The sequence below is a fragment of the Neorhizobium sp. R1-B genome (assembly GCF_004368875.1).
Classification (GTDB): Bacteria; Pseudomonadota; Alphaproteobacteria; order Rhizobiales; family Rhizobiaceae; genus Neorhizobium; species Neorhizobium huautlense.
Map to the genome: position 1 here is coordinate 24,940 of NZ_SOEM01000027.1, position 13,168 is coordinate 38,107.

Here is a 13,168-nt window from a genome sequence, read left to right on the forward strand (position 1 = left end):
TTACTCCGCCGGCAGGCTTTGAGTGACGCGGAACAGGCTGCGCTCCTGCGCCCGCTTTTCCGGCCGGTGCCGCGTCAGCGCCAGAATGAAACCTGCGGTGACGCAGATCGCGATCATCGAAGAGCCGCCATAGGAGATCAAAGGCAGCGTCATCCCCTTTGCCGGCATGAGTTCGAGATTGACGCCGATGTTGATCATCGACTGCATGCCGACCTGTAGGACGAGACCTGCAACCGCGAAACGGTTGAAGTCGTTGCCTTCCTTGAAGGCATGATTCAGGCCGCGCAGCACGACGAAGGCAAAGATCGCCACCAGCGTCATACAGAAGATGATGCCGAATTCCTCGGCCGCGACGGAGAAGATGAAATCGGTATGGCTGTCGGGAAGGATCCGCTTGACGATCCCCTCGCCCGGCCCCTGACCGAACCAGCCACCCTGAAGAATCGCTTCATGCGCGGTCTCGATCTGGAAACGGTCGCCCTCGCCCGTCAGGAATTTGTCGAAACGGGAGGTGACGTGCGGCAGCATGTAATAGGCTGCGACGATGCCTCCCGCCCCGACGCCGCCGAGCAGGAATATCCACAGCCACGGCATGCCGGCCATGAAGAACATGCCGCCCCAGACGACGCTGGTCAGGATCGTCTGTCCAAGGTCCGGCTGGGCGACCAGCAGTGCTGCGACAATGCCGAAAAGGATGATCGCGAAGAGGTTACCGGGGATTTCCGGCTGGCGTGCATGCTCGGCAAACAGCCAGGCGCAGACGACGACGAAAGCCGGCTTCATGAATTCGGACGGCTGTATCGAAAAACTGCCGACCCCTATCCAGCGGCGCGATCCCTTGACCTCGACACCGAAGAACAACGCCAGCACCATCATAGCCAGCGAAATGACAAGCAGGATGACCGCCGTTCGACGGACCTGCCTCGGCGTCAGGAAGGACAGGCCGATCATCACCACCAACGACGGCAGGAGGAAAAGCGCATGCCTCTCAACGAAGTGGAAGCTGTTCAGACCGATTCGCTCGGCAACCGCCGGCGAGGCCGCGAAGGAGAGCATGAAGCCGATGCCCATCAGCAGCACGAAGGCGACCAGGAAGAAACGGTCGATCGTCCAGAACCAGTCTGCGAGCGGCCCTCGGTCTGCGCGGCTTACCATCTTCAGCTTCCCTTTCCGGTCTCGACCAACATCGTGACGCCATCGAGAGCCGCGACATGGCCGACGAAGGAATCGCCGCGGACCTCGAAATTCTTGAACTGATCGAAGCTGGCGCAAGCAGGTGACAGCATGACCGCAGAGGGCGCCGGGTCGATCCTGGCGTCCGCTGCGGCATGGATCACGGCTCTTTCGAGGGTGCCCGAAATCTCGTAGGGCACCGCCTCACCGAGAGTTGCCGCGAAAACCGGCGCCGCCTCTCCAATCAGATAGGTTTTCACGATACGGGAAAAGAGTGGAGCGAGGCTGACTATCCCGCCTTCCTTCGGCAGACCGCCCGCGATCCAGTAGATCCGGTCGTAGCTGGAGAGTGCCGGCGCTGCCGCATCCGCATTGGTCGCCTTCGAATCATTGACGAAAACCACCTGCCCGCCCGCGCGGTTCATCAATTGGCCGATCGGCTGCATGCGGTGCTTCAGTCCCGGGAAGGATTTCAGTCCGGCGCGGATGTCGTCTCTGGACATTCCGACCGCGAGGCACGCGGCAATCGCGGCCGCGGCGTTCTGGGCATTGTGGCTGCCTCGGAGCGTCTGGATACCGTCGAGATCGGCGAGCAGCGAAGTCGTGCCTCCATGGGATTCGATGATCCGGCTGCCTTCCGCGTAAAAACCTTCGGCCACGACGTTGCGTTTGGAGATCCGCTTGACGCTCACGCCGGCGCGCTCCACCCGGTCGGCGATGAGCGCACAATAGGAATCGTCGACACCGACGACCGCGGTATCGCTGCCGGCTACCAGCCGCTCCTTGATATCCGCGTAATGCTGCATCGTGCCGTGCCGATCGAGATGGTCCGGCGTCAGGTTGAGTAGGATTCCGGCGGTCGGATTAAGCGTCGGGGCAAGGTCGATCTGGTAGGAGGAGCACTCGACGACGAAATAGCGTTCCGCCTTCGGCGGATCGAGGGTCAGGATCGCCGTACCTATGTTCCCGCCGAGTTGCACGTCGCGGCCGCTCGATTTCAGGATATGGGCGATAAGGGCGGTGGTCGTCGACTTGCCATTGGTGCCGGTGATGGCAATGAACGGGCAATCCGGCGCATGCGCCCGGCGTTCGCGAACGAAAAGCTCTACATCCCCGATGATCTCGACGCCGGCGGCATGGGCGAGATCGACGCTCCAATGCGGCTTCGGATGGGTAAGCGGCACGCCCGGCGACAGGACGAATGCAGCCTGCGCCGACCAGTCGATCGTGCGAAGGTCCGCGGTTGCAATCTCTTCGGCGCCAGCCTTCGCGACACTGTCTGGATTGTCGTCCCAGGCGGTAACATCCGCGCCACCGGCAACCAGCGCCTTTGCGGTCGCAAGCCCGGATCCCCCGAGGCCGAAGAGAGCGACCCGCTTATCCTTAAAGGTGGTGACCGGAATCATCTGGCCTCACCGGAGCTTGAGGGTCGAAAGGCCGAGCATGGCAAGACCGACGGCGATGATCCAGAAACGGATCACAACCTGGCTTTCCGTCCAGCCGAGCTTTTCGAAATGGTGATGAATCGGCGCCATCAGGAAGACGCGGCGGCCGGTCATCTTGAAAAAGCCGACCTGGATGATGACCGAGAGCGTCTCCATCACGAACAGTCCGCCGATGATCGCCATGACGATTTCGTGCTTGGTGGCGACGGCGACCGAACCAATCAGCCCCCCGAGCGCCAAAGAACCGGTGTCGCCCATGAAGATTGCCGCAGGCGGCGCGTTGAACCACAGGAAGCCCAGGCCCGCTCCGATCACCGCACCAAGGATGACGGCAAGTTCGCCGGTGCCGGGGACGAAGTTGATCTGCAGATAGTTCGCGAAGACGGCATTGCCGGCGAGATAGGCAATCACGCCGAACGAAGCCGCGGCGATCATCACCGGGACGATCGCGAGACCGTCGAGGCCGTCAGTGAGGTTAACTGCATTGCCGGCGGCAACGATCACGAACCCGCCGAACAGCACGAAAAAGACACCAAGATTAATGATCAGATCCTTGAAGAAGGGAAAGGCGATGGAAGTGCCGAGAGTCGGGTTGGTCGCCGAGCCGCTCGCCAGTGCCATACGCATCATGAAGAAGACCGCGATGCCTGCGATGACAAACTCGATTCCAAGTCTCGCCTTGCCTGAAAATCCCTTTTCCGTCTGCTTGGTGACCTTCAGATAGTCGTCGTAGAAGCCGATCGCACCGAAACCGAGCGTGACGAGCAAGGTCGCGACGACGTAGACATTGGACAGATCGGCCCAAAGCAACGATCCACCGACGATACCGGCAAGGATCATCAGTCCGCCCATCGTGGGCGTGCCAGCCTTCTTGAAGTGAGTCTGCGGACCGTCGGCGCGAATCGGCTGCCCCTTGCCCTGCCGAACGCGCAGCGAAGCGATCATTTGCGGGCCGAAGAGGAAGACGATCAGGGCCGACGTGAAAAGGGCGGCACCGGTCCGGAACGTGATGTACCGGAACAGGTTGAAAAATTGGAAATGGTCCGCCAGTTCCACAAGCCAGATCAGCATTCAGCGCCCTTTCTCAAGCCGCATCTCATTAAAGTTGGCGCTCCGTGTCGGAGAATGCCGGATAGTTGTCAAGCAGGGCTGCCACGATCTTGCCGAAGCCAAGTCCGAGCGATGATTTCACCATCACCACATCACCCGGGATCACCGAACGCACGACGAAGTCCGCGAGATCGGCGGTTCTCTCATAATATTGCACCTCGACACTCTCAGGCAGAGCATCGCGAAGTGCGGCCATCTCGGGGCCTGCGAGCCAGACGTGCTCGATGCCGGCGGCCAGCAGCGGACCGGCAAGCTCTTCATGTACCGCAGCGGAGAATTCTCCCATCTCGAGCATGTCGCCGAGCACGGCGATGCGCCGGCCGGTAACTTCCGGCGTGGCCGAGGCAAGCAAGGCGATCGCCGCCCGCACGGAAGCGGGGTTAGCGTTGTAGCTTTCGTCGATCAGCGTCAGATGTCCCTCGCCTATGCCGAGCAGGTGGCGCTCGCCCCTGCCCTTTACCGGTCTAAGGACAGCGAGCGCCTCCATGGCCTTGGGCATGTCCGCGTTGACGAGCAGGCAGGCTCCAAGTGCCGCCATGGCATTTTCGGCAATGTGGCGTCCTGGCGCGCCGATCTGAATTTCCGACGTTTCGCCGTTGAGCACAGCCCATACCGTGGAGCTTTCGGCATTGCCTTCGAAATCCGCCAGCCGGAAATCCGCCTTGGCGTGCTGACCGAAACTGCAGACACGCGAGACACCGTCTTCCTGTGCCTTCTTTTCAAGAAAATCGAATTGCTTGTTGTCGCGGTTGAGGATTGCGACCCCGCCGGGTTCAAGGCCCTCGAAGATCTCGGCCTTTGCGGCGGCGATTTCCTCGAGGTTCTTGAAGTGGCCGAGATGAGCCGCAGCAATCGTGGTGATGATCGCCACGTGCGGACGCACCATCTTCACCAGAGGCCGGATCTCGTCCGGATGGTTCATGCCGATCTCGAAGACGCCGAAATCCGCATCCGCCGGCATCCGGGCGAGCGTCAACGGCACACCCCAATGATTGTTGAAGGAGGCAACCGCGGCATGTACCTTGCCGGAGGGCGTCAGCACGTGGCGCAGCATCTCCTTGGTCGTCGTCTTCCCGACCGAGCCGGTAACCGCGATGATCCGCGCCCGGCTGCGCTCTCGTGACGCAAGAGCCAGCTTTCCCAGCGCCGCAAGCACGTCTTCCACCACGATCATCGGCACCGTCAGCTTGCCGAGCGCCGGCAATTTCGCCTCGTTGACGACGATGAGCGGCGCGCCGTTGGCGACCGCGAGGCTCGCATAATCGTGGCCGTCGACACGGTCGCCTTTGATCGCGAAGAAAGCCTCGCCCTCGCCGATCGAGCGGCTGTCGATCGAAATGCCGGTAATGCCAGCGGGTAACGTACCGATCGGGCGGCCGCCGATTGCGGCCACCATTTCCTCAGAAGTCCAAAGAAAGCTCAAGGTTTCAGCTCCTCCAGTGCCTTGCGTACCTCCACGTGGTCGGAGAACGGCAGAACCGTGGTCCCGATCGTTTGCCCCTCCTCATGCCCCTTCCCGGCAACAATCAGCGTATCGCCCGACTGCAGCATCTTCACCGCCTCGCGGATCGCCGTAGCGCGATCGCCGATCTCGATCGCACCAGGAGCCGCAGCCATGATCTCGGCACGAATAACCTCCGGCACCTCGGATCGCGGGTTGTCGTCCGTGACGATAACAATATCGGCAAGCCGCGTCGCCACGTCCCCCATGATCGGCCGCTTGCCCTTGTCGCGGTCGCCGCCGCAACCGAACACCACGATCACGCGCCCGGTCGTGAAAGGCCTTACGGAGGTCAACACATTTTCCAGCGCATCCGGCTTATGGGCATAGTCGACATAGGCCAGTGCACCGTCCTTCGTCTGCCCGAGAAATTCCAGGCGCCCGGAAGCGCCGACCAACTTCTCCAGCGCGGCCATCGCGACAGACGCCGAAACGCCGGTCGACATGGCAAGACCGGCCGCAACGAGCGCGTTGGCCACCTGGAAGTCACCTGCAAGCGGAATATGGACCTCGAAGATCTCATCGCCGAAATGTACTTCCGCCACCTGCTTGTGGCGGAAATGCTCGACGCGTTTGAGGCATAGATAATCGCCACGCCGACCGACGGTACGCACGTTGAGGCCGGACACTGTCGCGACACGAATGGCCTCTTCCGACCAGGCATCATCCGCGAAGATCACCGCCGGTCCGCCTTTCGGCATCAGCGTATCGAAAAGCCGCATCTTTGCAGCCATGTAGCTCTCGACCGTCGGATGGTAGTCCATGTGGTCGCGGCCAAGATTGGTGAAAGCTGCTGCCGTCAGACGAACCCCGTCGAGCCGGCTCTGGTCCAGACCATGGCTGGACGCCTCCATGGCCGCATGGGTGACGCCTTCGGCAGCGAGTTCCGCCAGAAGCTCCTGAAGTTCCACCGGGTCCGGCGTTGTCAAAGATCCATAATCGTTGCGGGTGGGAGAGACGACGCCCGTTGTGCCGATCTGCGCGGCCGCATAGCCGGCATAGGTCCAGATCTGACGCGTAAAGGAAGCGACGGAAGTCTTGCCGGCCGTCCCGGTCACCGCCGCCATCGTCGCCGGCTGCGCTCCATAAAACCGCGCCGCCGCAAGCGCCAGAAGCTTGCGGGGGTTGGAAACGGTCAGCACCGGAATGCCGGCATCGGCCGGCTGTGCGGCAATAGCGGCAATTGCACCACGGGCTGCAGCGTCGCCGATATAGCTGGAACCATCGGCCTTTGTGCCCGCAAGTGCTGCAAAGAGCATGCCGGGCTTCACCTTGCGGCTGTCGGAGGTCAGGCCGGCTACGTCGAGATCACCTGCCCGGCCGGCCACGAGTTCGGCCAGCTCCGGGAAGTCCTGTCCGACGAGGTCTCGCAATTTCATCGTTTGAATGTCCCTCTTGAGCGTTTCCCCACGAATCGTCCCGTCGATTTGTTGTCGCTCAATAAGACACAAGCAGGGCAGAACCGTCACTGCCGAATTTCGGCTTTACACCGAGAATGGGCGCCGAGCGGCTGATGATCTCCTTGACCATCGGCGCCGCCGAGGTACCTGCAATTGCTGCACCGTTGCCCTTGTCGGTTTTTGGCTCGTCGATGAAGGTCAGCACCACATATTGCGGATTGTCCATCGGGAAAGCGGAAAGAAACGCGTTGAAGTTCTTGTCGTTGACATAACGGCCATTGACGACCTTGTCGGCGGTGCCGGTCTTTCCGCCGACATTGAATCCCTCGACGCGCGCATTTCTGCCCGAACCGTTGATACCGTTCCATTCGAACAGGAAGCGCATGTCCTTGCTGGTGGAAGGCTTCATGACCTGGGTTGCAACCAGATCGGCCTGTTCCCGCGTGCGCGGCAGGAACGTAGGTTCGATGAGCTTGCCGCCATTGACGAGAGCCGCTCCCGCGACGGCCGTCTGCAAAGGCGTGGTGGATACGCCGTGGCCGAAGGAAATGGTGATCGAGTTGATTTTTTTCCATTGACGCGGTTGGGTCGGCTGCGCGACTTCCGGCAGCTCGGTCTTCATCTTGTTCAACAAGCCGATCCTCGTCAGGAAGTCCTTGTGGCCTTCGATGCCCACCGTATCGGCGATCTTGGCGGTGCCGATATTGGATGAATACTGGAAGATCTCGGGAACGCTCAGCACGCGTCCTTTGCCGTGGAAATCCTTGATGGTGAAGCCGCCGATGCGGATGGGAAAACGCGCATCGAAACTGTCCGACAGCTTCACTTTGCCCGAATCCAATCCCATGGCAATCGTGAAAGACTTGAAGGTCGATCCCATTTCGAACGTTCCGTTCGACATGCGATTGAGCCAGCCTTCTTCGGCTCCTTCTGCCGGATTGTTCGGATCGTAATCGGGCACCGAGGCCATGGCGAGGATCTCGCCCGTATGGACGTCCATCACCACCGCGCCCGCGCCGATTGCCTGAAATTTCTTTATCGCGGAAACAACCACGTCCCGCACGATCGCCTGGACCCGCAGGTCGACCGAAAGCTTGACCGGCTCAAGCGGCTGGCTGGACGTCATCCCAACGGCGGCAAGATCGGCCAATCCCTGGCTGTCGACGTAACGCTCCATTCCCGCCACGCCGCGGTTGTCGATATTGACGTGACCGACGACGTGCGCAGCTGTCGGACCACCCGGATAGAACCGGCGCTTTTCCGGCCGGAATCCGATGCCCGGAATGCCGAGTGCAAGAATCTGGCTCTGCTGCTTGGGCGTCAACTGACGGCGGAGCCACTGGAATCGGGAATCCGACTTGAGCTTGGAATATGTGGACTTGACGTCGAGATCGTTGAGAACGGTAGAGAGTTTTTCGACGACCTCGTCCGGATCGACGATCTTGTGAGGTTCCGCAAACAGCGAGACGGTGCGGATATCGGTTGCCAAAACCTCGCCGTTCCGGTCGACGAGATCTGGGCGCGATGCCATCAGCCGATCGGGTGGCAGGATGCTGGATGTGGTCAGGGGTTCCGCAACGCCATATTGCACGAGGCGACCGCCGATGACGCAGTAAAAGACCGTAAAACCGGCGATCAGCAGGCCGACCCGGTTCTTCGCCTGGGCCGACTTGCGCTTGCGCGTGCCTTCGAAGGAGGCGCCTCGGGCGGGTGAGCGGCCGCCTGCGGAAAAATGCGCGCGGCTCTTCAGGACCATAATGCGGGACAGGAAAGACATCAGCGTTTCACCGATCCGGTAGAGATAACTTCGATGGAGCCGCGCCCGCGCGGGGTGGGTACGGGGATTTTCGAGGCTGGTCTCGCCTTGGCCGCCTCGACACCCTTGAGAGCTGCGGCGACTTCGCTGCTCTTGCCGGCGATGATGTCCTCGATCGTCGTCTCCGGCTGCGGAAGCTGCGCCTTCAACATCGGCAGCTCCTTCGGCATGGCAAGCTGGGTCGGCACCGTTGGAGCCAATTGAAGCTCGGAATTGTAGACATTGATCAGTCGGTGCAGGCGGTTCGGCTGCGTCAGCAGCGCCCAGTCCGCCTTCAGCAGATCTATCGTATCCTTCTCCAACTTGATTTCCGCCTCCAGCCGGCGGACCTCGGCAAGCTTCTCGTCGGCGCGGTGCTTGATCGTGTAGGTGACGACCGCGGTAGCCGTCATGACGCCGATCAGTACCAGATCGAAGCTACGCAGCATGTTTCAGGCTCCCATCTTTGCAAGGCTGGCGAGGTCGGGCAGATCGAAAATGGAAAGATCGGCAGCACGGGGCGGAGCGACGGAACGAATGCCGGCCCGCAGCTTTGCCGAACGGGCGCGCGGGTTGGCTTCCGCCTCCTCTTCGCTCGCGACGATCATCGACTTGCCGATCGGTTCGAATATGGCGGGCTTCGCTTCGACCATTGGCAGATGACGCGAACCTGAAGCCTTGCCGGAGCGGTCGGAAAAGTACTGCTTGACGATCCGGTCTTCGAGCGAATGAAAGGTAACGACGACGAGACGGCCGCCGGGTTTCAAAGCGCGTTCGGCGGCAAAAAGCGCCGTTGCGAGCTCACCCAGTTCATCGTTCACAAAGATGCGCAGCGCCTGGAAGACGCGGGTAGCCGGATGAATCTTGTCCTTCGCCTTGCGCGGATTGACGCTTTCGATGAGGTTTGCCAGATCCCGCGTGGTCGCAAATGGCTCGGAGGCACGACGCTTCTCGATGGCCCGCGCAATGCGGCCGGCCTGCTTCTCTTCGCCCAGAAAACCGAAGATGCGGGTAAGATCGCTGACCTTGGCGCGGTTGACGACATCAGCAGCAGACACGCCCGCTGCCGACATACGCATGTCGAGCGGGCCGTTTCTCTGGAATGAGAAGCCGCGCTCCGCCTCATCGATCTGCATGGACGACACGCCGATATCGAGCACGACGCCGTCGAACCCTCCTTCGGGCGCATAGTCGGCGAGATTGGAGAATTGCGAATGGATAAGCGTAAGACGCCCTTTATGAGCTTCGGCCAACGCCTGCCCGGCAGCGATCGCGGTCGGATCACGATCAAGCGCGATCACTTCCGCACCGGCAGCAAGCAGGGCGGATGAATATCCACCCGCCCCGAATGTGCCATCGAGGATGACCTTGCCCGCTTGAGGATCGAGCGCCTCGACAACCTCGTCAAGAAGGACTGGAATGTGACGAACCAGTCCGCCTTCGGCCTCGGTTTCTCCGTTGCCAGAATTCGCCGCCATTCCGCACCTCTGTTTTACGCAGGGCGCGAACCGAAGCGCCCCTCTCTCGCTGCCGCCTGCGCCTCGTGAAACGCCTGCGGCCGCCAAAGCTGAAAATGATCCGAGCGCCCAACGAAGGTTACTTCCGAGCTGATTCCCGTGAAGTCCCGGATAAAATCCGTGACCATCAGCCGGCCCTCCGCGTCGAGCCTCATGAAGACGCCGCCACCATGTACCAGCAGCGACATCCTGTTGGCTTCCGGCGAAAATGGATCGACCGATGCGATCTGCTTTTCGTATCGACCGAGCAGATCCGGACCTCCAACGCTGATCGCCGGATAGATGAAATCCTGAAGACAATAAAGCTCCTGGATTCCAAGCTCCAAAAGAACCGCACGAAAACTCGCCGGAACGGAGACCCGCCCCTTCGCATCGATCCTGTTCGTCGCATTTGAAAGGAAGCGACTTACCACGCCGAACACCCGCTCCCTTGCAATTCCAGACGGATACCCGCCCGTCCCGACGCACCGCCCCAGACAAAGCTTCGCCATCCGGATGAACGGAAATCCGCCCGGCCGACCGACCGAAACTTTGGGATTGGCGGGCGCTCATACGCCCTTGTGCAGTGCGATTTTGGGATACCATGGGACCATATGGGCGTCAATGGGAGAGACCCCGCTAGCCGCTCCCAAACCTGATTTATTTATAAGCTGTTAAGTTTAACAAAGGGTTATTGGAGCAAGCGGAGAAACCGCCTCTACCGACCGCCGCAAGTGGAATTCCGGCGCTCCCTAATGCTCCGAAAGCAAAGGAGATTTCGCAGATCCTTAAATACACCTTTCCGTTAGCCGCACCTCCGGATGCGCTCGCGGGAGGCGATTTCGCAGAATTCATCACATCCGGTGCGGGAAATTGCCAGTTGGCCTGTAAGCCGGGTTCTGTATGGCCCCGATGCAAGCACCGGAACGTGGCAGCCATTCGTCTGGGACGACGTTTGCACATCGCCTCACGCAACCCACCCGGATGACTGGCCCGGAAACAGGCTGTAGCCTCGCTTTCGCGGGGCTCGCGTCATCCCTATTCGGTCTTGCTCCCGGTGGGGTTTACCATGCCGCCGCTGTTACCAGAGGCGCGGTGGGCTCTTACCCCACCCTTTCACCCTTACCCCGCCATCTCAGCCGCCCATCGGGCAGTTGAGAAAGCGGGGCGGTTTCCTTTCTGTGGCACTTTCCCTGGGGTCGCCCCCGCCGGACGTTATCCGGCACCGTGTTTCCGTGGAGCCCGGACTTTCCTCACCTTATCGCCTTTCGACATTGATAAAGCGCGGCTGCCCGGCCAACTGGCATGCGGTCCATAACCGAGATAGGCGTCGAATACCAGAGTTTACAGGTAGCTCGCCGCGAAATCTGTCGGATAGCTTTCGTCGATAATCCGACCATGGAAAATGAGCTCTGCACCAAGCCTGCCGATTTCATCCGAACTCTTGGCAGCAGCGCCGCATCCGCCGCTCAAGATCCCGATACAATCCGATTCCGTCATGGCGATCGCAGGATAGCCGGTCGGGGTAAAGGAGGTTACGCAAGCCGCCTTCGACGTGCGGGAAATATCGAGCGACGGCATCAGCCGGTGGATGACCTCGGTCAGATATCGGTGGGTGCTCTCGCGGCCGCCGGAACGAAACCAGGCGCGCACGTCCGGCTCGGTCGGCAACGGCAGATCATCCGGATCGCCGCCGATTTTCAAATAGACCTTGCCGTCGGGATAACGCACCGGCGGCAGAAGATAAATCCCGTCATCGGCCTCGTCCCATTTCCAGATCAGCGACGGAACGTTGCCCAGGGCATTCAGGGCTGCTTCATCGATCTCGTAGAAGGCAACGGTTCGAGCATAGACGTCCAGATGAAACCGCCGCGGCAGGAGATTCTCATTTATGGAAAATCCGCCGGCAGCGACAAGGACCTTTTCGCCTTGATAGGTATTGCCTTCGGCCGTCGTCACCGTCACCGCATCGCCGGCCTGCTGGATGGAGGAAACGGTTTCCGGAATGATTGCGGCGCCCTGCCGTTCCGCAAGTTCGGCCTGGGCTTTGACCAAGCGGCGCGGGTTCACATAGCCGGCGTTTTTCGGCTCCCAGACACCCTCGCTACCGGACGGAAAGGCAAAGAACGGAAAACGGTCGCCGAGATCGGCATCCCCGGATATTTCGGTAGTAACACCAAGCTTTCCCGCAGCATCAAGGACCTTGGCGACATAGGACAGACCGCTAGTGCGGGCGGGTCCCACAATCAAACATCCGCACTCCGAATAGAAGTCGATCCCGCTCTCCGCCGAAATTTCCCTGTACCGGGCAATGGAGCGGTTGGCGAGGCGCGCCCAGACCGGATCGCGATCGATCGTCCTGGTAATGCGCGCCTCGTCGTAGTGGCTGGCGAAGACGCCCTCATGGCGCCCATAGTCCGCCGGCTCACCCGGACCGATCAGCGCGACGCCATCGGTCCATTTCGAGAGGTAACGGGCAGCCGCAGCGCCCATCATGCCCTTCCCGACAACTATGTATTTAAACCGCCCCGACATGCTCTGCCCTTTGATTCCTTCGACTGAAATGCCTGTTCCTGAAGGCACTTCTAGCCGTTTCCGGAATCAAAATACCAGAGGTGTTGTCGTCCGGATGACGTTCGATGCGAAATCGAATTCCGCAGTATCGGCTATCTGCGGCTGGCCGGTCGGCTGCTTGGTAGCGTCGATGACGGCGAGCACTTTATCGCAATAGCGCTTGGAGACCGGGTTCATGCGCTTGGCAGCGTGGCCTGCATTGTATTTCAGGATCGTGCCGCAGATCCTGCCGCCGCCGCGCTCATGCGCTCCGGCAAGGTATTTCATTCCATAGCGAATGTTCGTCTCAGGGTCGTAAAGACCGTAGCTCGGCCCCTCGTATCCCATCAACCTGGCCGTTGCAGGTTTGATTTGCATGAGGCCGATCTCGCCGGCCCTGCCCTTTACGGTTGGACGGAAATTGCTTTCGATCTGCACGACGGCATTGGCCAGTTCAACCGGAACACCATACTCGCCGGCATATTTCTCAATTATCTTGGAATAGTGGAGCTGTCTGACTATCCGCTTTGCCACGTCGGTAGGTGCAGCAAAGCCCGTCTCGCGCGTTTCCCAAGGAACAATGAGCGGTTTGGTGTAGACGGTAACCTTCTCGGCGTCTTCAGCGCGCACGAATTCGCTTCCCGCGACGACCATGGCCAGGCCCGCCGCGGCTATAACAGCCAGTTTTTTCATTC

11 protein-coding genes and 1 other RNA gene are annotated in these 13,168 nt (G+C 60.5%); all 12 read right to left on the reverse strand.

Annotation, left to right across the window (positions count from 1 at the left end; genetic code table 11):
- Window positions 1–1,155 carry a putative lipid II flippase FtsW gene (gene ftsW, locus EDE05_RS23700; protein ID WP_105370065.1) on the reverse strand — a complete coding sequence of 385 codons (1,155 nt, stop codon included), beginning with the start codon at window positions 1,153–1,155 and terminating at the stop codon, window positions 1–3.
- Window positions 1,156–1,157: 2 nt separating this feature from the next.
- Window positions 1,158–2,579: a UDP-N-acetylmuramoyl-L-alanine--D-glutamate ligase gene (gene murD / locus EDE05_RS23705; RefSeq protein WP_132413218.1), complete on the reverse strand. Its 1,422-nt coding sequence runs from the start codon at window positions 2,577–2,579 to the stop codon at window positions 1,158–1,160.
- A gap of 6 nt (window positions 2,580–2,585) precedes the next feature.
- Window positions 2,586–3,689, reverse strand: coding sequence for a phospho-N-acetylmuramoyl-pentapeptide-transferase (mraY, locus tag EDE05_RS23710; protein ID WP_105370067.1), 1,104 nt, complete (start codon window positions 3,687–3,689; stop codon window positions 2,586–2,588).
- 28 nt (window positions 3,690–3,717) lie between these two features.
- Window positions 3,718–5,151, reverse strand: coding sequence for a UDP-N-acetylmuramoylalanyl-D-glutamyl-2,6-diaminopimelate--D-alanyl-D-alanine ligase (locus EDE05_RS23715; protein WP_112798457.1), 1,434 nt, complete (start codon window positions 5,149–5,151; stop codon window positions 3,718–3,720).
- Window positions 5,148–6,608, reverse strand: a complete 1,461-nt coding sequence (locus tag EDE05_RS23720) for a UDP-N-acetylmuramoyl-L-alanyl-D-glutamate--2,6-diaminopimelate ligase (RefSeq protein WP_132413220.1) — start codon at window positions 6,606–6,608, stop codon at window positions 5,148–5,150. The genes EDE05_RS23715 and EDE05_RS23720 overlap by 4 nt, the downstream gene beginning before the upstream one ends.
- A gap of 58 nt (window positions 6,609–6,666) precedes the next feature.
- The gene (locus EDE05_RS23725) at window positions 6,667–8,406 is read right to left on the reverse strand and encodes a penicillin-binding protein 2 (protein WP_132413222.1); all 1,740 of its coding nucleotides are present in this window, start codon (window positions 8,404–8,406) and stop codon (window positions 6,667–6,669) included.
- Window positions 8,406–8,873 carry a hypothetical protein gene (locus EDE05_RS23730; protein ID WP_105370071.1) on the reverse strand — a complete coding sequence of 156 codons (468 nt, stop codon included), beginning with the start codon at window positions 8,871–8,873 and terminating at the stop codon, window positions 8,406–8,408. Before EDE05_RS23730 ends, EDE05_RS23725 begins: the two co-directional genes overlap by 1 nt.
- Window positions 8,874–8,876: 3 nt before the next feature.
- The gene (gene rsmH, locus EDE05_RS23735; RefSeq protein WP_105370072.1) at window positions 8,877–9,902 is read right to left on the reverse strand and encodes a 16S rRNA (cytosine(1402)-N(4))-methyltransferase RsmH; all 1,026 of its coding nucleotides are present in this window, start codon (window positions 9,900–9,902) and stop codon (window positions 8,877–8,879) included.
- Between the two features lie 14 nt (window positions 9,903–9,916).
- On the reverse strand, window positions 9,917–10,363 hold the full coding sequence (gene mraZ, locus EDE05_RS23740; RefSeq protein WP_112798461.1) for a division/cell wall cluster transcriptional repressor MraZ: 447 nt from the start codon (window positions 10,361–10,363) through the stop codon (window positions 9,917–9,919).
- A gap of 429 nt (window positions 10,364–10,792) precedes the next feature.
- Window positions 10,793–11,224, reverse strand: an RNA gene (rnpB, locus tag EDE05_RS23745) — RNase P RNA component class A.
- A gap of 40 nt (window positions 11,225–11,264) precedes the next feature.
- Window positions 11,265–12,455 (reverse strand): FAD-dependent oxidoreductase, encoded by a 1,191-nt coding sequence (locus tag EDE05_RS23750; protein WP_112798464.1) that lies wholly within the window; start codon window positions 12,453–12,455, stop codon window positions 11,265–11,267.
- 66 nt (window positions 12,456–12,521) lie between these two features.
- Complete coding sequence (locus EDE05_RS23755) at window positions 12,522–13,166, reverse strand: transglycosylase SLT domain-containing protein (protein ID WP_112798466.1); 645 nt, start codon at window positions 13,164–13,166, stop codon at window positions 12,522–12,524.
- Window positions 13,167–13,168 lie beyond the last annotated feature (2 nt).